This is a genomic window from Duganella sp. 1224, from assembly GCF_013408245.1.
Taxonomy (GTDB): Bacteria; Pseudomonadota; Gammaproteobacteria; order Burkholderiales; family Burkholderiaceae_D; genus Rugamonas.
Genome location: NZ_JACBYS010000002.1, coordinates 856814 through 881971, shown reverse-complemented (window position 1 = coordinate 881971; position 25158 = coordinate 856814). Strand labels below are relative to the sequence as shown.

At 58.3% G+C, this 25158-nt stretch carries 18 protein-coding genes and 1 tRNA gene; 8 read left to right on the top strand and 11 right to left on the bottom strand.

The genetic code is table 11. The features are described from left to right. Positions 1-146: 146 nt before the first annotated feature. The 4 genes from FHW58_RS15965 to FHW58_RS15950 all read left to right on the top strand — a co-directional run bounded on the left by FHW58_RS15965 (position 147) and on the right by FHW58_RS15950 (position 2247). Entirely contained in the window at positions 147-530 is a 384-nt protein-coding gene (locus FHW58_RS15965) for a hypothetical protein (protein ID WP_179674099.1), read from the top strand. 136 nt (positions 531-666) lie between these two features. Next, complete coding sequence (locus tag FHW58_RS15960; protein ID WP_179674098.1) at positions 667-1026, top strand: hypothetical protein; 360 nt, start codon at positions 667-669, stop codon at positions 1024-1026. Positions 1027-1181: 155 nt separating this feature from the next. After that, the gene (locus FHW58_RS15955) at positions 1182-2048 is read left to right on the top strand and encodes a serine protease (protein WP_179674097.1); all 867 of its coding nucleotides are present in this window, start codon (positions 1182-1184) and stop codon (positions 2046-2048) included. Further along, complete coding sequence (locus FHW58_RS15950; protein WP_179674096.1) at positions 2029-2247, top strand: hypothetical protein; 219 nt, start codon at positions 2029-2031, stop codon at positions 2245-2247. Before FHW58_RS15955 ends, FHW58_RS15950 begins: the two co-directional genes overlap by 20 nt. Positions 2248-2254: 7 nt before the next feature. Here FHW58_RS15950 and FHW58_RS15945 read toward each other — a convergent pair whose 3' ends face one another. The 6 genes from FHW58_RS15945 to FHW58_RS15920 all read right to left on the bottom strand — a co-directional run bounded on the left by FHW58_RS15945 (position 2255) and on the right by FHW58_RS15920 (position 14918). Further along, entirely contained in the window at positions 2255-2929 is a 675-nt protein-coding gene (locus FHW58_RS15945; protein ID WP_179674095.1) for a hypothetical protein, read from the bottom strand. A gap of 166 nt (positions 2930-3095) precedes the next feature. Continuing rightward, the gene (locus tag FHW58_RS15940) at positions 3096-4280 is read right to left on the bottom strand and encodes a hypothetical protein (protein ID WP_179674094.1); all 1185 of its coding nucleotides are present in this window, start codon (positions 4278-4280) and stop codon (positions 3096-3098) included. Positions 4281-4285: 5 nt separating this feature from the next. Then, positions 4286-10525 carry an AAA domain-containing protein gene (locus FHW58_RS15935; protein WP_179674093.1) on the bottom strand — a complete coding sequence of 2080 codons (6240 nt, stop codon included), beginning with the start codon at positions 10523-10525 and terminating at the stop codon, positions 4286-4288. After that, entirely contained in the window at positions 10522-11181 is a 660-nt protein-coding gene (locus FHW58_RS15930) for a 4Fe-4S single cluster domain-containing protein (RefSeq protein ID WP_179674092.1), read from the bottom strand. The genes FHW58_RS15935 and FHW58_RS15930 overlap by 4 nt, the downstream gene beginning before the upstream one ends. 3 nt (positions 11182-11184) lie before the next feature. After that, positions 11185-12675, bottom strand: coding sequence for an AAA family ATPase (locus FHW58_RS15925; protein ID WP_229265343.1), 1491 nt, complete (start codon positions 12673-12675; stop codon positions 11185-11187). A 2158-nt stretch (positions 12676-14833) separates the two neighbouring features. Then, a tRNA-Leu gene (locus FHW58_RS15920) sits at positions 14834-14918 on the bottom strand. A gap of 158 nt (positions 14919-15076) precedes the next feature. On the opposite strand from FHW58_RS15920, the gene FHW58_RS15915 reads away from it, so the two are divergent. Both FHW58_RS15915 and FHW58_RS15910 read left to right on the top strand, forming a co-directional pair. Continuing rightward, positions 15077-17038, top strand: coding sequence for an APC family permease (locus FHW58_RS15915; RefSeq protein WP_179674090.1), 1962 nt, complete (start codon positions 15077-15079; stop codon positions 17036-17038). 63 nt (positions 17039-17101) lie between these two features. Next, positions 17102-17527, top strand: a complete 426-nt coding sequence (locus tag FHW58_RS15910; RefSeq protein WP_179674089.1) for a hypothetical protein — start codon at positions 17102-17104, stop codon at positions 17525-17527. Here FHW58_RS15910 and FHW58_RS15905 read toward each other — a convergent pair. Continuing rightward, a complete protein-coding gene (locus FHW58_RS15905; RefSeq protein WP_179674088.1) occupies positions 17507-18421 on the bottom strand; it encodes an alpha/beta hydrolase in 915 nt (304 codons plus the stop codon). The genes FHW58_RS15910 and FHW58_RS15905 overlap by 21 nt on opposite strands. Before the next feature lie 101 nt (positions 18422-18522). Here FHW58_RS15905 and FHW58_RS15900 point away from each other — a divergent pair, with 101 nt between their 5' ends. Then, the gene (locus tag FHW58_RS15900) at positions 18523-19395 is read left to right on the top strand and encodes an AraC family transcriptional regulator (protein ID WP_179674087.1); all 873 of its coding nucleotides are present in this window, start codon (positions 18523-18525) and stop codon (positions 19393-19395) included. Here FHW58_RS15900 and FHW58_RS15895 read toward each other — a convergent pair. Continuing rightward, positions 19374-21281 carry an AAA family ATPase gene (locus FHW58_RS15895; protein WP_179674086.1) on the bottom strand — a complete coding sequence of 636 codons (1908 nt, stop codon included), beginning with the start codon at positions 21279-21281 and terminating at the stop codon, positions 19374-19376. The genes FHW58_RS15900 and FHW58_RS15895 overlap by 22 nt on opposite strands. A 373-nt stretch (positions 21282-21654) precedes the next feature. On the opposite strand from FHW58_RS15895, the gene FHW58_RS15890 reads away from it, so the two are divergent. Beyond that, positions 21655-22044: a gel scht gene (locus FHW58_RS15890; protein ID WP_179674085.1), complete on the top strand. Its 390-nt coding sequence runs from the start codon at positions 21655-21657 to the stop codon at positions 22042-22044. Positions 22045-22060: 16 nt separating this feature from the next. On the opposite strand, the gene FHW58_RS15885 is transcribed toward FHW58_RS15890, so the two are convergent. The 3 genes from FHW58_RS15885 to FHW58_RS15875 form a co-directional block, all read right to left on the bottom strand. Further along, positions 22061-22786 carry an ABC transporter substrate-binding protein gene (locus tag FHW58_RS15885; RefSeq protein WP_179674084.1) on the bottom strand — a complete coding sequence of 242 codons (726 nt, stop codon included), beginning with the start codon at positions 22784-22786 and terminating at the stop codon, positions 22061-22063. 81 nt (positions 22787-22867) lie between these two features. Continuing rightward, complete coding sequence (locus tag FHW58_RS15880) at positions 22868-24592, bottom strand: glycosyltransferase family 39 protein (protein ID WP_179674083.1); 1725 nt, start codon at positions 24590-24592, stop codon at positions 22868-22870. A 102-nt stretch (positions 24593-24694) separates the two neighbouring features. Continuing rightward, positions 24695-24964, bottom strand: a complete 270-nt coding sequence (locus tag FHW58_RS15875; protein WP_179674082.1) for a type B 50S ribosomal protein L31 — start codon at positions 24962-24964, stop codon at positions 24695-24697. Positions 24965-25158: the final 194 nt, after the last annotated feature.

Below are 25158 nucleotides of genomic sequence, written 5' to 3'. Positions count from 1 at the left end.
GGTCGTTATTGTAGTGAACAGTTGGATGCTCTGCATGCTGCGATAGTTTCCTTGATTGATGAGACTGCGGTATCAGCAAGAAATTTGCGAGATACAAGCGCTGCAGTTTTGCTGTAAGGACCAATGCGCTTAATAGGAGAAATTTAATGAGAGACTGCTCTTCAAATAGCACCGTTGCTTCGCTGGTTTTCTGGATTGGTATCGTGATGTTCGCCTATTTGAAGTGGCATCTACCAGAGGGGCGCCCCCCGCACGATCTGCTGGAATTTCTCTCTGTCGGCGCATGTGTCGCTGGCGGCATTTTACTATTCGGTGAGGTCGGAGCAAATCTGATGCGAAGTCGAGATTCCGGAGTTGTTGACCGCGGGTTTGGGGCCATGATGCTGTTGAGTGCCTTGCTATTGGGAATTGCATTAGTGGCATATTCCATTGCAACTTACCAAAGTGAATTACTCCTGGCCCTGATTTTTGGCGCCGCATTGTATTTGACGTTCTTACGTAACCCGTTCGTTTCACTGACTCGGTTTTGAGGTCTAAGAGGCCCTATTCATTGGTTCTATTACCCTGCTTCATGTCAGGAAAATCCACAATATTGCGCAAGCCGACCCATGAGTCGGCTTCGACATCGAGAGAGTTAGGTGATGTACTTGGCCCAGAGAGGACAACATGAGTAAAACACCAGTCGGAGCAGCATCTGCTACCTATCGAAAAGCGGTCAATGGTATCGCCGAAGTTCTGGAAATTGAACCATCTCACTCCAGATACCCAAGCTTGGATTTTGAGGCAGCGCTTGAGGCGATTCCGGATGCAATCAAAGAGCAGGCCATTGAATGGTACATCCGAGGTATCAAGCGCGGCATGGCAAAGGCTACGGACTTGATGGCTGAGGGAATAATTTACGTTCATGACGACGGCGCTGTACGAGCTCCAGCAAAAATGGAGGTCAAGGTGCGCACGAAAATGCGGGGCGAGGAATGGAACCGACACTCCGTGAATGTCAAAGCTACCGAGATTGGCTTTGAATAATTTCTATGGCAATAGTTGTGTTAGTGAGTTTCCAATGTTGTCGCGTGGAGTGACCTAAGTGAGCAATCTTGTTAAGGTAACAAAGAAAAAAAACTGACTGCTGTATTGGAAGACCCAAAAATGTTTGATGTGAGGCGCAATTTTACTTCGCGAGCATGATCAAAAATTCAGAAACTGTGGTCGGAGATGATGGATATGACGTTGCTATTCCGTCTGCCAAAGCGCTTTATATCGAAATGCGGTTCGGCGATACGATCCTTAGCTCAGGTACGGCTTTTTTAGTTTCACGTACTCGCGAGTCGCACTGTGCATTAATTACGAATCGGCACAACCTCACAGGGCGGCATCAGGAAAGCGGGCAGTGCCTTAGTAGTACCGCAGCGATACCGGATCACATCGATATTTATTTTCTTGCTCCGTTTGAGGATCGACCAAAGGACTGGAACAAAGTTAGTCTGCCCCTCTATCGAGAGAACGGTTCCCCTTACTGGATCGAGCATCCGCGCCTCAAAGAACGCGCTGATATTGTCGCGCTCAACTTTACTTGGGGAAATGATGTACACAAACTTCCTTATTACATTGACACGACGCTGGATCGGCACGGTATCGTGGTTGGTCCGGCGGAACCTGTGAGTGTGATTGGTTATCCATTCGGGCGAACGTCGGTGGCCAAATTTCCAATCTGGGCCACCGGTTTTCTTGCACACGAACTGAGCCTTGTGACGGCAGAAAACCCAACCTTTATGATCGATTGCCGCACTAGGCAAGGGCAGTCTGGATCAGCAGTCATTGCTTGGCGTGTGGGCAATTACAGGAAACTCAACGCTGAGGGAGGTGTGGTGTCAGTTGTGTCTCCCGGTCCTCATTGGGAGTTTCTTGGAATCTATTCTGGTCGTATTCACCCTCACTCAGATATCGGTAAAGTGTGGCATGTAAGCGCGATTGCAGAGCTATTAGATGCTGCTGCTCTTGATGCTCAAGAGCGTGCTGAGAAGGGGAAGCATGGGGATAGAACATTTTGAGGTTGCGGACGAAAGGCCAAAGCGCGATCAGATAGATCATCATGAACGAAAAATAGATCAATCCACGCACTTGGAAGATTTAGACGCCAAAGCAGGAGCGAGCGGTTCCATAGGAATTCTCCAAAAAGCGAACGGCAAGAGCGTGAAAGAGGTGATCGGCATGTGTACGTTCTCGCAGAAACTGATGGCAAGCCTTTGAATACATCTTACGACCGACCCTGCCAAGAGATAATAAAAGTAGCCTGTTCGCAGAAGACATCCAGCCCGTGGCGGCGAATATCCTCCATGAAATCTTGACTTGCCTGCTTACCGAACCAATTGCTAACGTGGTGGCGGCAACTATTAATTCCGATTTTTATTTTTGAGCGCACTAGCAGCAGCGCAGTGGTTAATTCCCTATCGACGTCTGGGTTGGCGCATATTCGCAAGTCCTCCCCATTCTTAAATCGAGCAAAGCGGTTTAGCTTTTCATCTGTCGACATTTCGGTCCGACCCAAACGACTCAGGATGTCCAGCCTTAATGCAGCCCCGCGCATTTGGGCATACCGCAAAGTGTCCAGCATGGCGGAAAGCTCTGAATCACTGCTTACCCTTAGCTTATAAAGTTGGACTCCTCTGGAATCAATGGTCATCCCCAGTTTTCCTGATGTAGAGAAAGAGATAGATTGCACAGAGCCACTTAATGTCTGGTGCATACTCCAGTTATCTTGCCAAGCGGTGATGTACTGCTCAAGCATCGAAGAGTCAATTTTCAGTATGGTGCCGTTGTATCGCCGATCTGGACCAGGGAAGTAGTAAGTTAAGTCAAAGCCAGACTCGCGTGCAGTGAGCCGGCCACCAAAAGCGAGCGTCTCTGAAAGCTCAAGGGCATCTATGCTCAAAATTGCTCTCCAAAATTTCTCAAGAAAAATTCGCCGCGAAGCAGCGGGACAAAGTATCTGTTAGCTCGTCATGGGCGTCCGTCGCCTTTGTCGGGCAGTAATATGTTCACCTTACATCTTGCCAGTAGCGCTGGTTCTGCTGAGAGATCCGCATGAGGCAGACTCTTTAAGGAAAGGTACGACTCTTGGATTCGAGATTCTCGACGGTCCGCGTACTGGGCGATAGCTTCAGCGGAACTGTCCCAACGCCCAATGCACGTTCGACAATCAGTGCGTCGCCTTCCTGGGCGAGTAAATCTTGAAGGCGTGAAAACTCGCCGCACCACAACGTCTCAACGTCCTTATCGCGGCGAGTATCGCGGTTTTCCGTGAGCGCAACAGTGCGTACTTGTATCCGCCCAGTTTGGGCTTGGCCACCAATCTCAACGCCATAATCTGGCAATGATGGTTTCTTCGCCACGATATGGCCATTGCTTGCCCATGCTGTTTCCATTCCCTCATGAACCTCGTATCCCAAGTGGGCCAAGCCGTTCAGGATTGCCTTGCGGCGAGCTTCCGCAAAACGCTCATCAACAGCAGGCGGCGTCGCCTCTGTCGGGATCGTACGCTGGGAGCGCATTTCCTTCAGCGCTGCCGCGAGGTCGACGATTAAGCTGTCCAACAGGAGGTGCTGATGCGCATCAACAGTCTTTGTCTCGATCGTGCGGAGGCGTTCGTTAAACGCTGCTGCCTGTTCCACTCCGAGCAACGTATGGAGTTCCGCGATCTGCTGATCAATGCGTTCAATCCTTGGGTTTGCGATGGCAACTGATTCCCACGCACCGATTTCCGGTACCTCGGTCATGAGCTTTCTCGCCTGCTCCCGTTGCACGTCGGTCAATCCACTCGCCATTGGATTGAGCATAGCAAGTCCATCTGCAAGAACGGCATCAATGTCGGCCACTTCCTCACCTGCGGCCAGATTCCGCAATGCTGCTGGCACGACGATACCACGCACTTCCAATGCCCTTATGAGCGTGGTGGCACTGCGTTCGCCTTGGCGCCGGCGTTGCCGAGCATGTACCAGCTTTTCAACGCTGCGTTGTCGGCGTCGTTCAAGATCAGTATGCAAATATTCTATTTCGTCAGGAACATTCTTTTGCAATTCAGCGAAGGCTTCTTGCGCGAGCAAGTCGCCCAGCTCCTGCTTCCGTAGCAACGTCGACGCGATCTCCGCATCGGATAGTTCCTTGATCCGATGTCCCTCACTCGTCCACGTCGCGATAGTTTGGTCCAGTTGGCGTAGGAGGTTCTCGCATATTGCTATTATTTCTTCGCGTGTGACGATGCGTACAACTTTGGGGCCACTCATGTTATCTAGTCCTTGTGGATGGCGGATTCAATGGCAGACTCCAGCCTGGCCTTCTCCGCGATATTGTTGTGGTACCAAGCGTGTGATGAAATTCGATGTAGCTTTGGGATCGCACGTTTTAATACGGACGGGCGCCAGATGTCCCGCGCGCGGGCACGGTGTAGTAATTCGTGTCGTGGCGCGTCGCACTCGATGCCAATTGTGTAGAGGCCGGTCTTGGGATCGGCAATTGCGAAGTCCAGGCCGAATGCGTCGCCTTCCTGCGCTGTCACTGGGTGCACCCCCAGCGAATGCAAGAAACTGAGTACATCGCTCGCAAAACCGTCTAGCTGTTGGCCTTGTTTCATTCGGGCGTTCACGCGTTCACTGTGCAGCCGTCCCAACAAAGCACTGCTGGTATGCAGGTCGCCATTGGACAAGGTTCGCGCGTATTCCATATAACCTTGCAGGTAGTCGCGGGGAATTGCCGGCCGGCGCTTGGTGGTTAGCATGTCGGAGATATCGGCGATTGGCATAGACGTCACCAGCATGACTTTTTTTCGTGCCCGTGTTATCGCGACGTTGAGGCGCCGCTCGCCGCCTTTTTGCCCGAGGACGCCGAATGACCGTCGGAAGGTGCCTTGGCTATTTCGTCCGAAGGTCGTAGAGAAGACAATGACATCGCGTTCGTCACCCTGCACGTTTTCAACGTTTTTGACGAATATTGCCAGGTCCTCGCCGTGCTCGCTGCGACTGGCCTCTTCTTGATAAGCAATGCGGAATTCCGGATCAGCTTCGGCTCGTTGCTCCAGCCGCTCCTCGATCAAGTCTGCTTGCTTCATATTGAACGTGACGACGCCGGTGGAAGGCCGCTCGGAATAGGGAAGGCGCCACAGTTCGGCCAAGAGCTCTACAACGCGATCGGCTTCCGCGCTGTTAGTCTGTTTCTCATACAGACCATTCACCTGAATCAGTTCAAGCGGTTTGATGGCTCGGATGGTTGAGTCGGGATGGCGTGCTGGGACACTGAGATTATTTTCATAAAAAGCAGCGTTTGAGTAGCCAATGAGTTCTCGGTAAACTGAGCGATAGTGTATCTGCAACGTAGTAACTGGTAGCGCACTGCGCGCGAGTTGAAGCAAGTCCGGACAGTCCTTTATCTCCCGGCGGTTCCAGGTTTCCTCAAATTGCTCCTTTTCTTCTTCGCTGGCGTCGTCGTCAGGTTGGTCGCCATCGAATATGTCTGTCTCGTCACTGTTAGTGCGGCCCGAGAAAAATGCGCTTGGAGGCATTTGTTTTTCGTCACCACTCACGATGGCGACGCCTGCGCGGAACAGGGTCGGCAATGCATATTCCACTGGCATCTGTGATGCCTCGTCGTAAACGATTGTATCGAAGAGATTATTCTTTAACGGAAGAACCCGGCTGGCAACGTCAGGGTTCATTAGCCACACGGGGCGCAACGCCATCAACCCCATGCCTGCGCCAAGTTCAATGAATTCGCGCAACCGACGGGAGCGTTGACCTTTGAGACGTGTGACGTCCTCCCATTGCTTGGGACCGGCTAAGAAGCCGCGCTGAATCCCATCACGCAAAACGTCGCGGTTCAGCCGACGCATTTCTTCATCAGCCACTGCAAGGGATTCTACTTTGGCGATCGTTTCAGTTTGTTCAAGCAGTAACTCGGGACTGGTTTGTTCTATTCTGCGTTTCCAACCCAGTCGCGCCTCCCTATTAATCACGCGACGAACCTCGCCGTCCAGATCATTCATCGGAATCGCGCTCATGGAGGCTTCATGGGTGCGCATCACGGCAAATGTCTCAAGAGATTCCTTGCTCAGATTCCGCGACCGCATGCGGAATTGCTGATAAGCCACTAAAGTGGAAAGCGCATCTTGAATACGATTGGGTATCGTGCGGAATTCGGTATTTTGCGAAATGGCATGACGACACTGGGCTGTAAGATCCGGCTCAATCCATTCTTCCAGTAGTGATAGAGCTTGGAAACTGTGCTGACGTGCTGCATGGCGTACGAAAGCGCGCTCAAAACCGTCTAGAAGTTGCTCTACGGGCGCACGGTCTCCCGTCATGACCGCTGCGTCGAATTCACTCCCCCGTGGCGCCATCGCCAAATACTGTGCTAGTTCGCGCACTTCCTCCAGCTTCCGCAATCGCGTCAGGCATTCGGCCGCCAAGGTTGGTCCAGAGGTTGTTTCTACAGGCTCTAGGTGGAGTTCGCTCGATATCTCGGACAGCGCCTGCCGGATCGGTCGCCACTGTAGTTCAAGGCGGGCGGCAGCGAGTAGTTTGGTGATCGGATCCAGCTCGGCCTTGGCACCTGTCTGCGATACAAATTTTAATACCTGACTACGTCGAAGGTAGGTGAAGGGATTCAAACGGTCAACAACCGTGAGCGGCCGGGCTGCTAAGTCGGCCAGCTGGGTGATCTTGTCCAATTGGGCACTCGGCAGACTTGCGAGTGCGGCTGAGAGCACGCCATGATAGCCGGCGCCGCTTATGGAAATTAACTCCTGGTGGAGCTTGCGCAGTGAGTTATAGAGTAACTGGCCAGGCGCATCGGCTTTGTCGGCAGGGCGAAAAAGCGGTAACCAGTGAGCCAGGCGTTTGCGTTGACTTTCATCCAATGCTTCCAGACGTGGTGCGTTTTCATTCAACCAAGCTCTATGCGGAGCGGGATCATCGATATCAAATCGAGTTGGATGCTGATTCAATATCTCCATGCGGCTGTGCTCGGCATCAAGGAACGTTTTGAATGCGACATGGAATTCGTCGAGGGTTCCTTGATCGGTTGCGAACGCCTTCAGATGAGCAAGGGCGCTGCCTTCAAATTTCGCGGGCAGCCAGTATCGGGCCAGTGGCGCACATTCCTCTTCGACCGTCGTCAAGACGGATGAGTCGAGTACAGACAGCTTGGTACGAAGCTGCGGAATATTAAGCGGTGGGCTTCCAAGTTCCAGCTCAATGAGTTGGCCCAGCAGGGCTCGGTAGCTTAGTCCTGTCGCTTCGTCAACGCGATGCATGGCCTGGTGCAGACGGTCTAACTCACCTTCAAGGGACTCGATTTTAGCGGCAACCCGCTCGCGCTGCCGTACCCAACCATTATCAAATTGCGACCCTTTGAATATGCCATCCAGCTGCTCACGGACCGCGCGTATAGTCGGCTCTCGGTCTTTGTTGACGTCGTTGATCATTATGATGCGGTCGCCGAGTCCTTCGGCCACAAGGCGTTTATACACCACTTCAAGTGCCGCATGCTTCTGACACACGATCAGCATACTCTTCTTTCGGCCGATGGCATCCGCGACCATATTAACGATGGTCTGGCTCTTGCCGGTCCCTGGTGGCCCTTCTACGAGCAGGCCGGGCCACTGGCGTGCCTTCAGAACGGCTGACTCCTGTGAGGGGTCGCTAGCGACGGTCAAGTAGCGGTCAATCTCCATTGACTGCTCAACTGGCGTATCAAACTCCGCCTTCTCCTTGAGCCTTAGCATTGATTCCAGCGCAGTACCCGACGGAGACAGAGTTCTGAGTTGCCTGAGGTCTTCGCCGATGGCCTGACCACTGAATGTCACGTGGAACAGAACGGCGGCGCAACGAAGCGACGCAGTGCCAGCTGGAATGTCATAAGAGGGCGGCGGTAGGGAAGTCAACTGGCGTTGCTCCGGTGCTGCGAGCATGCCAAAAGCGTCAAGGACGTCGCTCATTTTCAGCGCAGAACGGCCCAGTACTTCGTCCGCAGCGCTGCGCCATTCTTTGACCGCCTCGCGCCCCAATAAGCCTTCTAACGCAGGATTAATGCGAACTTCTTCGCGTTCGGTATCGAAGGCCAGTGCGACTTGCCCTCGTGCTCCCAACTCCATTAGCAATTTCACCGGCCAAAGTAGTACCGGCGTGATTCTGGGGCGCGTCTTGCTGCGGTTGTCCTTAATGATGAGAAACGGGAACCCGAGATACATACCATCGATACCGGTATCTCGTTTATAGATCGAGGTCTGGCGATGAAGGGCTGTAAGCCTGCCGACCAATGGGAGATTGTCGGCGAGGACGCCTGGATCGATGGCTACCGATTGAGAATTACGTTGCAGCAGGTGCTCTAATAAGGCAGTGCCACTCTGCCGCGCACTGCTCAGCTCCATCATGTCGGCGCGGCCAGTGGACTTGCCGATTGTCATACGTACCAACGGGCCACGCAATACTGCGGAGGACAATTTCTTTTCAAAAAAATCGAGGATCTGCGAGACATATTGCTGTTTTTGTGGCTCCAGCCATTGATCTGCCGGCACTGCCAAGATCAGTACGACTTCATGCAACGGCAGCCGGCGTTCGAGCCGGAACTGGTCGGCCAGATCATCGATAATTTTCTTCCCAGTCCTGGCAAAGCCTGCAATACGGTCGTCGACCTTCCGGAACAGTTCAGTACGTAACAGGCTTAACTCAGCTCGCGCGGCGAACGGGTCAAAACTGAGAATATCCTCTTGCTTCGCTAGTTCTTGGGCTTGTTCCAGCACTGCATCAATTGAACGGAACTGCGAGACGGCAGCACTCAGCAGGACAATCAGGTCTTCTTCGCTGATCGTACGTCGCTCCGACAAGGACAGCAAACCTGGATGGTCGGAATCAGGGAACAACAGCCGTTGCTGGTCCCATACTGCTGCTAGACGTGCGCGTGAGGTGGAAAGTAAATTGACGCGGACGGTCTCCTCGTTGAGATCAATGCCCAAGTTGGCGGCGCGCTGCCGCACCACCTCGGCACGTGTCCGGAGTTGCGATAGCCAAGTCTCCGTCTGCAATCTTTGCAAAAAGGGTGGAACCGCGCCAGTGATGAGGTCATATGCTTCCAGCGCATTCTGCAAAAGCCACCCTGGTGTGACAATGTCTCCACGTAAAATCAACGGGATCTCAGGGTTGAGCAGTTTGAGTGCAATCATCAGTCGGCAATCGTCGTCCACACCTTCCAATTGCGCGACTTGGCGCAGACCCGCGAGCGTGGCAGGAGCGACTTTGACTTGCTCAGCCCAGGTCGTCAATACACCACGATTTAAATGATCCTTGGCCTCGTTCCAATTCTCACTCTCAGCGGCGGCTAACGCGAATACGGCTGGTTTGTGATAGCGCTTTTTGTTGAGCACTATACTATTTCCATCGGTACTGTCGATCTCAGGACTCACCGCAGCAGGAGCGTTGACTATCTCACCGTCTAGCCAGCTTTTAACTTGCTGCCACTGCCAGCGTTGGTGCCGGTCCCTTGCTAATAAACCACGGAACAATAGGTGGAGTTGAGGATCTAAATCATCGGGCAGGGTGATGCCGTTCGCTAGAACATGGATGAGGAATGATTGGGGGTTAGATCCTGCGAAGCAAGCACCGCTGGTTAGTTGTTCAAGCAGAATCATGCCCAGGCTCCACCAGTCGGAAGCGGCAGCAACCCCACCTGCGATGGCTTCTGGTGCCATGTAGCGCGAGGTTTCGAGAGGAGAAACTATATCGAGATCAAACTCCGAAAGACGCGCAGAGCCAAAACCGTTGATTACAAGATCGAGCGGGTCACGGCTACGCACCAGCAAGGTACCTGGACGCAGGTCACGATGCCGAAGACCAGCTTCCGAGAAGCAATGCAATGCTTGGCCCAACTCAGAAATTACATGGCGGATGGTGGCCATGTCGCTGAAAGCGATGCCGACATCGGCTAACGTTCCACCGCTCAGTTCTTCGGCTACCTCGTAGGCTCGGCCATCCCAGCGACCAGTAGTAATGATCTCGGGAACGTGTTCTCGCGGAAGGCGGCCGATTACTTCGTACACGGCAGGATCTGGTTCTGCACCCGGGCGATAGAGCGTCAATACCGCTTGGCGATTTGTGTCGCGATGCTGGCAGATGTAGCGTTCTCGTACACTATCGCTACTGGAAATGCGACGCGTTAATCGCCAGCCGCCAATTTGAGTCTCTTCCGATATCGGTGGTGGCAGCGCAGTGGCTACTGTCGCATCCTCATTACTGGCAGGATCTGCACCACAAGTCAGGCACATCAAGTCACCGGCATCTATCTGGTGTCCGTTTGTGCACATTAGTCCGACTGATAGAAGCCGTTGCTCATCTTGAGTGACGATTTCTTGTGGCCGGTCGCCGATTTCGCGGATGGGAAGTGCAGATAAATCCCACTGACAAGGTGCGGTGTCGACGACACCCTCACAGAACCATTCCTCCAAGGGACGTTCTGTTCGGCAATTGGGGCAAAAACGCATCATGATTGGTGTACCTTGGTGGTGCGCGCCCTGTCGGCGCTGATGTGGACTCGATGTCCCTGATTAATCAATAGCTCTTGCAAGCGCAAAAAATCTCCGCGCTGCGGAATGCCGGCGAACCAGACGCTGCCATCCGGGTCAAACATGACGTCAAGTGACTTGTCTAGCACTTTGCATGGCGCTTCATATGCACTGAAGCGATCAATCCCTAGTGCCGTAAGTAGATGAAGGCGCTGGTTGTCGCTGCCGCGCAAGGGCTTTGTATGCGGAGCATTGAGGTCAAATGGATCTGAGATTAGTGCGTCGATACACCCCGCCGATCGTTGCAGCACAAGTGTCAAGTGCTCAATGGGCTTGCCACTGTAGACAAGGATGTCGGCCGGCGTTGCACTGCGCAGAGCGGTCACCAGTGCAACAAGCGCTTCAGGCTGTTCGAATGGCTCACCGCCAGAAATCGTAATACCTTCGGCGGCTGGTAGCCACTGCGCGAGATGCGTCATTACGCTATCCACTGTGGTCCTTCCCTTATCAACGGCCCACGTGTCCGCAGAAATGCAGCCTGGGCAATGGATACTGCAGCCTTGTAGCCAAATGCCAATGCGTCGTCCGGGGCCGAGTGTGGTCACTGGAAAGTGGAGTCGTGAGATATGAATATCCATGGACTAACGCTTTTGGAGGCGCAGGGTGGCCGCGTCCGTTCCGGCGAGGATGAAATGGTCACCCGCTTGTGCGTCTTGGTCGAATAGGCCTCTCGCCAACGGATTGATCAGATAAGCTTCAATCTGGTTGCGGATACCTCGGCCCCCATTTGATAGGTCACTCAGGCAAAGCTGTTTGAGTGAGGTCTCTGATACCTCGTCCAGTTCGATGGTAATGCCTTGTGTAACGAGGTCGTCGAGTACGGTGCGTAGCATGTGCTCAAAAATTTGTTCTGCAACTTCCTGCCGAACGAAATCGAAGATGATTATATTCTCGCCTATCCGGTTCAGGATTTCAGGTCGGTTCAACACCACTTTGAAATGGTGCTCGATCTCGTTGCGTACCTTTTCTTGCACGTTAACGAATAGTTCCCCAGGAACCACATTTGGCACACGATCACCTGATTCACTCTGTCGATAGATGCCCAGATTCGAGGTGAAGATGATTAGTGCTTCGGAGAAGTAGACGCGATCACCACGACCCGACGTGAGTACGCCATCATCGAGTATCTGCAGAAACTTATCGAGGATACGAGGATGGGCTTTCTCGATTTCATCGAAGAGCACAACGCTGAAGGGCCTTTCTCGAATTGCGTTGGTAAGCTCGCCTCCCACGTCATATCCGACGTAGCCCGGTGGCGCTCCAATTAGGCGTTGATCCGCATGTTCGGAACTGAACTCAGACATATCGAATCGGATATAGGCGCTCTCATCTCCGAATAGCAAGCTTGTAATGGTTTTCGCCAACTCGGTCTTGCCCACGCCGGTTGGACCAGCGAGAAAGGCTACGCCGCGCGGGCGTCCACCTTTGCGTTGCGCACCGACTCCTGTCATTGCGCGCTTCACTAAATCTAGCAAATGCGTCACTGCGTGGGTTTGTCCTTTGACTCGCTTGCTTATCTCAGCTTCCGCGTTGCGGATCTTGTCGCGATCGATTTGTAGCCAAGGGTCTTCGGTGACACCGACTTTGTAGCGTCTGACAGCATCCGCAATTCTTTCTACGGAAACATTCTCCACCCTTGCCAGGGTGGCGATTGCATTCATGTCCGACAGTAACATCCCTTCTGTGCCATCGATAAATGCGCGCTCGGCGTCGGCCCGTACATTAGCTGCTGCTTGTTGGAATCCCGGAACCGCGCGTAGAAGCGCTGGTGACAAAACGCGGCGTGCGGCGCCGTCAGGTTTTGCTACAGGAACGTGACGAATTCGGGGATTGTCGATCAGAATCCAATCCGGAATATCGCTTTCTTTATCCACAATCCAGATAATGGTGTTAAAGAACGGGAGCCGCTGCTCCCCATGTGGGCGCGCCTGCGCTGTATGGCTGAGCACCAACGCGCGCGTAAACATGCTGTGTTCGGCGGCTGTAAGGGATTCCGGCCGTACCGTCAAGCGTGACGCAAAATCGACGATCAGCGCGGTTGGCGGGCCGGCAAGGCTGATTAAGCGCTCCATGGCCGCACCTACGCTGTCGATGCCACCCGTTGCAACTCCATTTACAGGGACCAAACCCAAGCTACTGAGGAGCTGTTCTGTTGACTCGTTCGTTGTTATTCCCTTCGCGGGGACAGTAAAGCCCAACAGCGGATTCCAAGTGACGAATTGAGAGTAGCCTGATTCACGCAGGCCGTCGCACAGCGTACTGATTAGGGACTGGGCAGTAATGATTCCAGGCGAGACCTCGCACGGCTGCAAGTCTCGGACGTTCCCGGATAGCACGAACTGGCTTTTTAAGGGAGTGAATCTCAGTAGATCGCGTAGCCATCGAGGCTTTAAAAATTCCGACTGCGGCTTCATCTGTGTACGCTCATTGAGTTGTCTAACTGTTGATTTGCCGATAGCGAGGCTGCTTCATCTGTTTGCATTGAACTTGGCCGAGCAAGTTCACAAGTCGAAACACTGGCCCAAGCCTGTCGTCGTCTCGTAATTATTGGTTGCTAGCAGTAATTCTACTGTCAATACGAGAAACTTAGAAGAAAGGAAACGTGATTGTCGGAAAGTACTGCTTTCAGGTATAGCCGAAGGAAGCATTAACAGGGTTCCAGTTGAGACGGCTGATGAGGGAAACGTGGCACTACCTTTTAGCCTCAGTTTATTGGAACGGTGGACTAGAACATGGGGGCAGTCGGCTATATTTGGGGATCAAATGTTGTTGAGTGGACGGGAGAGGGTTGATTCATCACGTTGGATATTTGTCAGTTTAAATCGGCAACAAAGGGGGCTCGTTGGTTTTGCGGCGAAGCGCGCAAAATCGAGCGACAGCGAAGACCTCGCATGCGAGCGACAGCGAAGACTTGCGAGGCCGGGGGAGCCGAACCAGGATGAGGCGCCGAACGGCGACGAAAGTGGCCCCAAGGACGCGGTCTGGGTTGGGGGCGGAGCCCGTCCCCAAGTGAAGCGCGGGAAAGTGCTTTTTTGACGAGCGTCCAGCGAGGAAAAAAGGCACTTTCCCGCGCTTCGCGGGGACCTGCCAAGCCCGTTCTGGCGCGGAGAGAGCGCAGCGAACCGGAGACAAGAGCGAGTGCTAATTTCCGCCCTAGCGGAAAAGGCAAAGGGAAGCCGCCCTAGCGGCCAGGCGTAGCCTGCCTTTGCCGGTTAGTACTCGCTCGCGTAGATGTGCAGCGCAGCGGGGCGTACTGGCAAGTTCGGAAATTCTTATGACGCGTCGTGACATAGTTCACCTTTTAGAAATACGCTATAGAGCGATACCCGCTGTGCTTGCAAATTCGCTGATTCGAATAACTCGTATCGTCTTTTGCACGCTGTCCGCAGAGGTTATTTGGCCACCTTCGATGACTTTCGAGGGCGGCCTCGCGTAGGTGTTGATGCTGTGATGGACGAGGCGTCAATGAGTTGTGCGATATCGCTTACGCGGAAAAAATTGCGACTCCCGATCTTGACGGGGTCAAGTTGGAAGCGCTTTTCGCAGAGGCGGTTTCGGACCGTTTGCGTTTCTAAGCCAAGGATAGCCGCGGTTTTCTTAAGGGGGACGAGTAATGCACCCTGCGAGATTTATAAGACGAGATCCAACGTGGTTTGTTGTGCCATATGCTTCTCCATCGCCAGTCTGAGTTGCGGACTGGTCGTAAACTGTCAATGCACCTAGCGGTGCGCTTCGGTCGTTTTATGGAGTTTTACGGGGCGGACGTTCTGCCGCTCGTTGATCAGCGCTGGTGAATATTGAGATTGGCCGTTGGCACTCGGTGTGCCAAGGAGTGCCCGGAAGGGTGATGCGGAACTCTTTTGCTGCGACACGTGTATCCCGCCAGGCTCGGAAGAGGAGCACGTAGAGAGTTACGCACGCTAAAAGCGGTGCGAAACCGGCGTCGTGCAAAATCAGCCAACATACGATCAGAAATGCAGCAAGAGACGCTGCGAAGAAGATCGCAGTGCTTATCACGAGATGGAGTCGGTTCTTGCTGTGCATAACCTGCAATGTACCAAGGCCCAACCGCAGCAGCAAGTATCGGGATATACCGCGATATACCAAATTAGCTTTTTGAAGGGGAGATGATTAAAAGCCAGCAGGCGCTGGTCAAATTTGGTCAAATGACCTGATGTGAATCGGTATAATTGAGCATCCTCGTCTATACCTAATTCTCTGCAATACCTGTGGTGCCTCGGGCCGGAATCGAACCGGCACGCCTTGCGGCGGCGGATTTTGAGTCCGCTGCGTCTACCAATTCCACCACCGAGGCAGGTGTTTTGCAATGCGACCCGCATTATCACCGATTTGCAACCCTGCCGCAACCCTGCTTCGGTATTTTTATATTTCAACAAGTTTTCAGCCGTCTGAAGCGGGTATCATCCTGCTTACCGCAAGACTTTGCCGGCCCCGTCGCCGGCGCCGAGACGCATGAAAAATAATAAGATTCGCGAGATTATCCTGGGGAAGCCGCTCGATCCAATGAAGAGCGAAACCCGCCACTCCATGGCGCTGGTCGCCTTCCTGGCCTGGGTCGGGCTGGGCGCGGACGGGTTGTCCTCGTCCGCTTACGGTCCCGAGGAAACCTTCCGCGCGCTGGGTGGTCACGCCCATCTGGGCCTGTACATGGCGCTGGCGACGGCGGTGACGGTGTTTATCATCGCGCTGGCGTACAACCAGGTGATCGAACTGTTCCCGACCGGGGGCGGCGGCTACCGCGTGGCGACCAAGCTGGTGGGGCCGTACATGGGCTTGATTTCGGGCTGCGCGCTGATCCTCGATTATGTGCTGACGATTGCGATTTCTATCGCTTCCGGCGTCGACGCGCTGGCGTCGTTCCTGCCGCTGGGCTTTCAGCCGTACAAGCTGTGGGCCGAGATGTTTTTCATCGGGCTATTGATTGTGATGAATCTGCGCGGGCTGAAGGAGGCGATCCAGATTCTGCTGCCGATCTTCCTCGGCTTCGTGGCCACCCATCTGGTGCTGATCGTGTACGGCATCTTCGCGCACGCGTCGCATCTGCCGGAGCTGATTCCGAACACCATGGCGGAGACGGCCGATCTGGCCAGCCATATCGGCTGGGCCGGCGTCGCGGGCATGCTGTTGCTGGCGTATTCGCAGGGCGGCGGCACGTACACGGGGCTGGAGGCGGTGTCCAACAACGTCAATCTGCTGGCCGAGCCGCGCGTGCGTACCGGCAAGGTGACGATGATTTACATGGCCTTGTCGCTGGCGTTCACGGCCGGCGGCATCATCCTGCTGTATCTGCTGTGGGATGCGCGGCCGGTGCCGGGCGAGACGCTGAATGCGTCGACCTTCAAGTCCATCATCGCCAGCATGGGCCTCGGCGGCGAGATGGTGAATCAGATGCTGCTGGTGATCGTGCTGGCGTTTGAGGCGGGGCTGTTGTTTGTGGCGGCCAATACCGGTTTCCTCGGCGGTCCGTCGGTGTTGTCGAACATGGCGGCGGATTCGTGGGTGCCGCACAAGTTCCGTTATCTGTCGACGCGGCTGGTGACGCAGAATGGCATCCTGGTGATGGGCGTCGCGGCGCTGGCGATCCTGTGGGGCACGGGCGGCAGCGTGACCTTGCTGGTGGTGCTGTATTCGATTTCGGTGTTTCTGACGTTTGCGATTTCGCTGTTCGGGCTGGTGTTGTACTGGTCGCGCAATCGCAAGAAGGGTTCGCACTGGAAGCGGCGCTGGTTGTTGTCTGCGCTGGGCTTTGTGATTTGCGCGGGGATTTTGCTGGTGTTGCTGGTGGAGCGCTTTGCCGAGGGCGGCTGGGCGACGGCGCTGATTATCGCGGCGATTGCGACGCTGTGTGTGTATATCCGCAATCACTATCGCCAGACCAAGCAGGCGATCCATTCGGTGGATGAGGTGTTCGCGTCGCAGCCGTTCGGGTCGAATACGGAGCCGGTGGAGCCGGATCCGGCGGCGCAGACGGCGGTGTTCATCGTGGGGAATTCGCGCGGCGGCGGTTTGCATGCGTTGTTGTGGGTGCAGCGCATGTTTCCCGATCACTTCAAGAATTTTCTGTTTGTGAATGCGCGTACCGTCGATGCGCATGCCTATGGCGGCGAGGGGGCGATGGAGCAGATGCGCGCGGAGGCGGCGGAGACGCTGGAGTTCTTCGTGGATTTCTGTCATAGCCATGGCATGGCATCGGCGTCGTATCTGGGCTTTGGCACGGATGCGGTGGAGGAGGTGACGCGCATGTGCGAGGAGATCAGCCGCGAGTTTCCGCATTCGATTTTCTTCACGAGCAAGCTGATCTTTGCTTCGGATAACTGGTTCACGCGGCTGCTGCATAACCAGGCGGCGCTGGCGGCGCAGCGGCGCTTGCACCTGGAGGGCTTGCAGATGGTGATCCTGCCGATGAAAGTGTGACGCAGATCAAACGGAGCGCGGCTGGACGGGGCGGATAATGAATGCCTCACGTCGGAGGCTGCCATGGAACTGGTCGAGCGGGTGGAGGCGCTGGAGGAGCAGGTTGATGAGTTGAAGCGGCTCGTCAAGGACAAGCATGATGGCTTGATTGATAACCATAGCGAGCAACTGCGGGATCTGCGCAAGGATGTGGCGATATTGATCGTCAAGGTCGCGGTGCTGGAGGAGCGGGTGAATGCGCTGTCCGCCAGGGTCGAGGCGCTCGAAAAGCGGGTTGAGGCGCTGGAACATCGGGTTGAGGCGCTCGAGCATCGGGTTGAGGCTCTGGAGCGCCGGGTCGAGGCGTTGGAGCGCCGGGTCGAGGCGTTGGAGCGCAAGGTCGAAAAAATGGACGCGCGACTGCGGCGCGTCGAAATTTTGCAGTGGATTACGATCGCCGTGCTGGCGCTGCAAGCATTACCGCTTTATTTACGCTTCCTCACGCCGTGAGGCCAACTGCTGCCCGAAGAACCCGGCCAGCTTGTCGATCGCCTGCGCGACCTTGCGGTCGTACAGGTCGACGTGGGTGGCGCCGTCGATGCGGTGCAGTTGCTTTGGTTCGCGCGCCTGTGCCATCGCTTCCTCGCTCATCCAGGCGGTGATGGCGTCGCCGCCGACGATCATCAGCAGCGGCCGCGGCGCGATCAGGTGGATGAAGTGGAAGGCGTCAAAGCCGGCGATGCGGTCGACGCTGTCCCAGGTCAGCGTGCGCGCCGAGCGCGGATGTTCGCCGCGCGGCGTGCAGTAGTATTCCCATCCTTCAAAACTGTGCAGGCCGCCGGCGCGGGCTTGCTCGGCGTCGGCCGGGAACAGCGGCAGCGCGCCGAGGCTGTCGCCGCGCGCCTCGGCGGTGCGGGCGGCGGCGGCGGTGTCGAGCAGGGTTTGCAGGACCGCCGGACTTTGCTGGCCGTCGGCGCCGCGCGACAGGTGGCGGCCAATGTCGGCCGCGCTGACGGTGGCCACCGCCTGGATGCGGTGGTCGGTGGCGCCGGCCGCCGTCACGTAGCCGCCCGAGGCGCAGATGCCGAGCGCGCCGATGCGCTGCGGATCGACGTCGGCGCGGGTGGTGAGATACGACACGGCGGCCTTGAAGTCTTCCACCCGCTGTGCCGGGTCTTCCAGCCCGCGCGGCAGGCCTTCGCTTTCGCCCTGGTGGGCGGCGTCGAAGGCCAGGGCGATATAGCCGAGCTCGGCCAGATGGCGCGCGTACAGGCCGGCGCTCTGCTCCTTGACGCTGCTGCCCGGATGGCCGACCACGATGGCGGCGTGCGGGCCGGCGCCGGCCGGCAGGTAGAGGTGGGCGGCGATCTTCAGGCCGTTGCTGGGAAAGGTGACGCTTTGCATGATGGGCTCCTTGAGGGATCAGTCGATAGCGTTATTGGACGCTTTTCTCATCCGGTCGAGGTATCGCAAAACTGCCAGATTCATGCATAATCCGACCAACCATGGACGCCACCCTTTTCGCCGAACTGCAAGCCCTGATCGCCCGCCACGCCGGCGCGGACGGCCTGCGGCGTCCGTTGCCGGGCCTGCTGGTGGCGGCCGCGCCCGCGCCCACGCCGCTGACCGCCTACGTGACCGAGCCGGTGCTGTCGGTGGTGGCGCAGGGCGCCAAGCACCTGGTGCTGGGCACGCAGGACCTGGATTATCAGGCCGGCCAGTATCTGGTGGCGTCGGTGGATTTGCCGGTCAGCGGCCATGTGTCGCAGGCCAGCGCCGCCCGGCCTTTCCTTGGCATGAGCCTGACGCTGAAGCCGGACGTGATCACCGCGCTGATGCTGGACACCGGCCTGCCGCGCGGCCCCAGCGCCGAGCCGCCGGGCATCGCCGTCAGCGCGCTGGACGATGGCTTGCTGGAGCCGCTGGTGCGTCTGCTGCGCCTGCTGGAGCGGCCGGCGGACTTGCCGGTGCTGGCGCCGGCCATCGAGCGCGAAATTTTATGGCGCCTGATGCGCGGGCCGCAGGGCGCCATGGTCAGCCAGCTGGGCCTGGCCGACAGCACGATGGCGCAGATCAGCCGCGCGATCCGCTGGATACGCCAGCATCACGCCGAGCCCTTCCACATCGAGGACGTGGCCGGGCAGGTTGGCATGAGCCCGACGTCATTCCACCGGCACTTCCGCCGGGTGACGTCGCTGAGTCCGATTCAGTTTCAGAAGCAGATACGTCTGCAGCAGGCGCGCTCCCTGTTGCTGAGTTCGTCGCAGAATGTGGCGGCCGTCGGCTTTGCCGTGGGCTACGACAGCCCGTCGCAGTTCAGCCGCGAGTACCGGCGCCTGTTTGGCGTGGCGCCCGGTCAGCACAGGGCCTCCGCCTGAGCGCGTTGCTGCTGCTGTTCCAGCAGCGCGAAGATGGCGTCTTTCGACAGCACGTACTGGTCCATCAGCACCCCCTTCAGTTCGGCGATCTGCTCGCGGTAGTCGGCGATGGCGGTCAGCGTGTAGCTGTACAGCTCGTCCGCCTTGGCCGCCACCTGGCCGAGGTCGGCCTCCTGGTCCTTGAACTGGCTGTGGTCGATCTTCGAGCGCGAGTACATCGACAGTTTGTTGACCATCAGGTCCAGCATCGAGGTGGCTTTTTCGATGTCGTTCTGGCTGCCGACCGAGATGCCGCGCGCGCCGTAGAACAGTTCCTCGGCCGCCACGCCGCCGTACAGCTGGATGACGTCGCGCTCCAGTTCCTCCAGCGTGCGCAGCGCCACGTCGTCCGCGGCCGACAGCACGTAGCCGAGCGCGCCCAGCTTGGACACCGACTCGGTGGAAATTTTTAACAGCGGCGAGCGTTCCTTGACCTCGGCCAGCGACAGCCCCTGGCGCAGCCACGGGTCGATCTGCATGAAGAAGTGGCCCAGCTCGTGCAGGGCGACGCGCTCGCGCTGGCGGGTTTTCTCGGCGGTGGTGGCGCGGTCGGTCAGGCCGATGGTGGCGCGCTCGAAGGCGCGGAACATCAGGTCGGTGTTGATGACCTGTTTCTCCTGGATCGACAGCATGCTGGCGCGCTCGACCACGGTCTGCAGCACGGCCGGGCTGAGGTTGGCGGTGATCTCGGCCACGTGGTCCAGGTTGAGGTCGTTCCAGTCGACGCAGCCGTCGGCCTTGCGCGCCAGGAAGGAGCGCAGCAGTTCGCGCCGCTCGCTCTTGTTCGGCAGGCGGAAGTTGATCTTGACCGAGAAGCGGCGCAGCATGGCCTCGTCCATGCGGGTCGAGGCGTCGTCGAAGTTGGAGGCCACCACCCAGATCACGCCCTCGCCCTTGTCGCTGCGCACGCCGTCGAGCAGGCCCAGCAGGGTGTTGGCGGTGTCGTCCTCCCATTTCTTTTCGCCGCGGCCGCGCGGCATGAACAGGCCCTGTGCCTCGTCGAGGAAGATGATGCACTTGCCGCGCGCGCAGGCCTTGCGGTGCAGCGCGTGCAGCGCCTTGGAGCCGCCGCCGATGTAGCCCGATTCCAGCGCCGAGCCGGAGGCCTGGATCAGCGGAATGTCGAGCCGCTTGGCCAGGTAGCCGGCCAGCTTGGTCTTGCCGGTGCCAGCCGGGCCGGTCAGCATGACGTTGAACGGCTTGTCGATGTCGTGCTCTTTGTACAGGTCGCGGTTGCGTATCATGTCTTCCAGGTGCAGCACTTCCTGCTTGATGTCTTCCATGCCGATCAGGTCGTCCATGCTGCCGCCCAGCTGGTCCGGCGTCAGCACGGTGGCGTTGACGCCCATGCCGGGCAGGCCGTTCTTCAGCAGGAACAAGGCCAGGATGACCAGCAGGATGTCCAGCAGGTGGCGCACCACGAAAGCGCCGGCGCGCGCCAGCAGGCTGCTGTCGTCGTCCTGCATCACCGCCTTGTGCGAGGCCAGGTAGTCGTCGCGGGCGATGGCGTAGGGGAGGTTGTTGCGCAGCAGGACCTCGCGCTCCAGGCTGATGTGGGTGGTGCCCGGCACCTTGACCACGTACAGCTTGTTGTCATTCTTCAGCTTGAACACATAGCGCGGCGCCTCCGACTGCGGCGCGGCGATCAGCAGGTACTCCAGCTGCGCGCGCTTGGCCGGCAGCGCCGTGATCTGGGCGATGTCCTGCGTGCGCAGGATGGGGCTGGGGTCTTGCGGCACGTCGGCGCGCAGGCCCAGCAGCACGGCCAGCGACAGCGTCAGGACCAGCAGGGCGGCGCGCACGGTGGTTTTGCGCAGTGCCGTTTGAAGTTTGTAAAGAGTGAACATATTGCACCATCGGGAGCATGTTGCCGGGGGCTGGGCGCGAGGGTGGGGCGCAGCAGCCTGGGCCGCCGTGGCCGGTGCGCGGACTGGAGGCGCAACCGGGAGGTATTTGCTGCCGTAGGGCAACTCATTGCATCACTATAGCCCGGTTGGCGCGGTTTGTATCACATCGTCCGCAGAAAAAGCCGGCGCGCGCAACAGTCGCGGCCGGTAAACCGTCTGTCCCCGCTTTTTGACCGCTCGCGCCCGCGCTTTTGCCGCTCGTCGCATACGCAGGATGTTTGGCGCCGGCTTTGATAATCTGCTCATGTCCGCCGCTGAATAACCAACCCCCAGCGGTGACTCCCGCAGTTCACACTACTTACTGGAGTTCACCATGAAATCGACCATGATCGGCGTTGTCGCCGCGCTCGTTCTGACCACTTTCTCCGCCGCCCACGCCGGCGACACCAGCGTCAGCGTCTCCGCCCCGCGTGCCCAGCAGTACCAGATGCAGCCTGACGAATTCAGCCCGTATCGCAATACCTACAAGCTGGCAAACGGCCAGCGCATCTCGTTCGACAACCGCCTGACCAAGCTGTACGCCACGCTGGACAAAGGCCGTCCAGTGCGCATCTACGCCATCTCGCAGACCAGCTTCATGACCGACGCCGGCGTGCGGTTTGATTTCCAGGATGATGGCGACGGCATCGCGATCAGCGATTTCCAGAAGCTGCCGCTGGCGCAAAACGTGCCGGCCAACGGCATCATGGTGGCGCGCCGCTAAGCGCGCGCGACCGCGCCTACTGGCCGCCGTGCTCGTACTTGCGGTCGATGCGCGCCAGCGTGCCGTCGCGGCGCAGTTCGGCCAGCGCGGCGTTCAGCTGCTCGACCTGCTGGTCCGGCATGGCGCGGTTGCAGGCCAGGTACACCTGGACCCGGTGAAACACCAGCAGCGGCACCACCTTGCCGGCCCAGCCCGGCTGGCTGGGGCCGGCGCTGCCGTTGCGCACCGCCACCGCCCACAGGTCGATGCGGTTGAGCAGCAGCTTGTGCGGATTGGCCAGGTCGCTGCTGGCGGCGTCGACGTTGAAGCCGCGGTTGCGCAGGTAGTCGTCGCGGGCGTCGCCAATGGCGGTGCCGATGCGCAGCTTGCGCGCGTCGTCGACCGTGTTGAGCGGAAAGGCGTGATCGGCGCGGCCCCAGAACTGCCATTCGGCCTCGTCGGTGGGACCGATCCATTTGAAGCGCGCTTCGCGCTCCGGCGTGCGCGAGGTGGAGTAGACGCAGGTGTGGTCGCGGGTTTGCGCCAGCATCAGCGCGCGCTTCCACGGCAGCTGCTCGATGCGGTAGTCGGTGCCGGTGCGCGCCATCAGCGCGCGGATCTTCTCGGTGGCGCGGCCGGTCACGACGCCGTCGTCGCCGCGCATGCTCGATGGCGGCGCGTGTTCCGTGGTGATGTACAGCGGGGCCTCGGCCGCGCGCGCGCAAGTCGCCAGCAGGAATAATGTCAGGAAAATAAATCGCATGGGCTGGCCGCTTTCTGCCAAAAAGGATAGCAGCATGCTATCCGGCCAGCAACATGACGTTTGTAACGTGCGCGCCCCGGCTCAGTCGGCGCGGCGGTACAGGCGGAAGCGTTCCTCGCGGTCGGCCGGGCGCCGGCCTTCCCACAGCAGCACCCATTGCTTGCCGCGGAACTGCGGCTGGATTTCATGGTCGTCGCGGACTTTGACGCTATCCTGCAACAGCAGCACGTTGCAGCGCCCTGCTTCGACGCCGGCGAACGGCAGCTGGCCGTAAAACGCCAGCGACGCGCGCTGGGCCGGGCCGACGTTGGATTCGATGCAGCGGGTGCCGGCCGGCAGCTTGTTGGCGATCTGGCGCGCCACGCCGGCGTAGCTCTTGCCGTAGTTGAAGTCCGGCAGGAACAGCGTCATCAGCAATATCCAGATCAGGATCAGGCCGCCCGAGGACAGCACCACCGCGCGCCACAGCACCGCCGGCTGGCGCGAGATGCGCCAGTACACCAGCACGAACCAGCCCAGCGTGGCGGCCAGCGCGACCAGGAAGGCGATCCAGCCCAGCTCGGGCGTGAAGCCCGGCACCAGCTTGAGCGCGTTGCGCGCGGCCTGCGCCGGCCAGCCGGTCAGCTTGGCGAACCAGAACACCCAGATCACGGCCGCGCACAGCGTCAGCGCCATCACCGAGAACCAGTCGATGGCGTTGATGGCGCCGCGCTTGACGGTCAGCAGGCCGAAGGCGGCCATCACCGCCAGCGGCGGCAGCAGCACCAGCAGCTGGCCCTGCTCGGGTTGCGGATTGAACAAGGTCAGCAGCAGGCCCATGCCGAAGAAGGCCAGCGGCACCACGATGTGCAACACGCCGCGCTGGCGGCGCCAGGCCCATACCGCCCAGCCGGCAAACGGCCAGGCCGGCCAGAAGAACCAGACGCCGACGCGGAAGAAGAACTTGACCGAGGTCCAGCTTGGCCAGTCCAGTTGCAGCCAGTTCCAGCCCAGCCAGGCGTTCAGCGGCTGCTGGTGGTAGGGCGCCAGCAACTGCGCCGGCGCCAGCCACAGCGCGGTGACGACGGCGCCGACGGCGATCATGGCGCCGAGGTCGCGCAGGGCGCGGATGGCCGGCTGGGCCAGGAAGCGGGTGCAGGCGAACAGGGCCAGCATGAGGAACACCGGCGTGATCCAGCCGCGCGCCAGCGTCAGCAGGCCGATCGCCAGGCCGCTGAGGGCGGCGTTGCGCAGCGACGGCGTTTCCACGTAGCGCACGGTGCGGTACAGCAGCAGCGCGGTCAGCGACACCTGCAGCGCCTCCGGCGTGGTTTCGTGGCTGTGCTGCAGCAGGCCGAGGCAGCCGAGGTAGATCAGCACGGCGGCGTCGGCCAGCGTGCGGCCGAAGTCGTCCGGCTCGGGCTGGCCGCCGAAGGCCAGGCGCAGCGGCTGCGCGTCCTGGCGGCGGCCAAGGTTGAAGGTGGCGTACCACAGCGACAGCACGCCCAGCAGGAAGATGCCGACGGTGCCGACGCGGGCGCCCAGCACGTCGCCCAGCAGCCAGCCGAACAGCTTGATACCGAGCGCGCCCAGCCAGAACGCCAGCGGCCCCTCGTCCGGCCACGACAGGCCGGCGATGTTGGGCCACAGCCAGTCCTGCCAGCTGCCATGCGCCATGGTCCACATGATGCCGAAGCTGGCGGCGTCGTCGTTCTTCCACGGTTCGCGGCCGATCAGGCCAGGCAGGATGTACAGCAGGCCGAGGGCGAACAGCGCCCAGCGCGGCAGTGCCAGGGTAGCGGCGGCGGGAAGACGGACTGGCTTCATCGATCAGTGTGTTTTAAAGAGTAGAACCGGAGTATGAGGGCAATAAACAAAAAAAGCAGCCCGAGGCTGCTTTTTTTATCGAAGCGGCAATAATCGTGGGGATTAGCCTGCTGCGACGGCGGTTTTCGAACCGACCGAACCGAACTTCTGGCGGAATTTTTCAACGCGGCCAGCGGTGTCGACGATCTTGTGCTTACCGGTGTAGAACGGGTGCGATTCAGCCGAGACCTCGATCTTCACCAGCGGGTATTCCTGGCCGTTGAATTCGATTTTTTCGCGGGTGGCGATGGTCGAGCGGGTGATGAATTTGAAGTCGCACGACAGGTCGTGGAACACGACTTCGCGGTATTCTGGATGGCCTTCTGCTTTCATGGGGAACCTCGGTTAGTTTGGTAGCCAAACAGCACTTCGTCGGTCGATACCACCTCGTGACCCGATTGCCGCTCACTTGCCAGGGTTAAAAATAATGCGATCGGCGATTATACGCCGGTAAACGCAAACAGGCAACCGGAGTTGCCTGTCTATCATCGTCATTCCGGCGCAGGCCGGAATCCATGCTGAGCCTG

Bases quoted from the DNA above. Each gene is read 5' to 3' on its own strand.
- FHW58_RS15965 (WP_179674099.1), top strand. From the start codon at position 147: ATGAGAGACTGCTCTTCAAATAGCACCGTTGCTTCGCTGGTTTTCTGG.
- FHW58_RS15960 (WP_179674098.1), top strand. From the start codon at position 667: ATGAGTAAAACACCAGTCGGAGCAGCATCTGCTACCTATCGAAAAGCG.
- FHW58_RS15955 (WP_179674097.1), top strand. From the start codon at position 1,182: ATGATCAAAAATTCAGAAACTGTGGTCGGAGATGATGGATATGACGTT.
- FHW58_RS15950 (WP_179674096.1), top strand. From the start codon at position 2,029: ATGGGGATAGAACATTTTGAGGTTGCGGACGAAAGGCCAAAGCGCGAT.
- FHW58_RS15940 (WP_179674094.1), bottom strand. From the start codon at position 4,280: ATGAGTGGCCCCAAAGTTGTACGCATCGTCACACGCGAAGAAATAATA.
- FHW58_RS15935 (WP_179674093.1), bottom strand. From the start codon at position 10,525: ATGATGCGTTTTTGCCCCAATTGCCGAACAGAACGTCCCTTGGAGGAA.
- FHW58_RS15930 (WP_179674092.1), bottom strand. From the start codon at position 11,181: ATGGATATTCATATCTCACGACTCCACTTTCCAGTGACCACACTCGGC.
- FHW58_RS15925 (WP_229265343.1), bottom strand. From the start codon at position 12,675: ATGGAGCGCTTAATCAGCCTTGCCGGCCCGCCAACCGCGCTGATCGTC.
- FHW58_RS15915 (WP_179674090.1), top strand. From the start codon at position 15,077: ATGAAAAATAATAAGATTCGCGAGATTATCCTGGGGAAGCCGCTCGAT.
- FHW58_RS15910 (WP_179674089.1), top strand. From the start codon at position 17,102: ATGGAACTGGTCGAGCGGGTGGAGGCGCTGGAGGAGCAGGTTGATGAG.
- FHW58_RS15905 (WP_179674088.1), bottom strand. From the start codon at position 18,421: ATGCAAAGCGTCACCTTTCCCAGCAACGGCCTGAAGATCGCCGCCCAC.
- FHW58_RS15900 (WP_179674087.1), top strand. From the start codon at position 18,523: ATGGACGCCACCCTTTTCGCCGAACTGCAAGCCCTGATCGCCCGCCAC.
- FHW58_RS15895 (WP_179674086.1), bottom strand. From the start codon at position 21,281: ATGTTCACTCTTTACAAACTTCAAACGGCACTGCGCAAAACCACCGTG.
- FHW58_RS15890 (WP_179674085.1), top strand. From the start codon at position 21,655: ATGAAATCGACCATGATCGGCGTTGTCGCCGCGCTCGTTCTGACCACT.
- FHW58_RS15885 (WP_179674084.1), bottom strand. From the start codon at position 22,786: ATGCGATTTATTTTCCTGACATTATTCCTGCTGGCGACTTGCGCGCGC.
- FHW58_RS15880 (WP_179674083.1), bottom strand. From the start codon at position 24,592: ATGAAGCCAGTCCGTCTTCCCGCCGCCGCTACCCTGGCACTGCCGCGC.
- FHW58_RS15875 (WP_179674082.1), bottom strand. From the start codon at position 24,964: ATGAAAGCAGAAGGCCATCCAGAATACCGCGAAGTCGTGTTCCACGAC.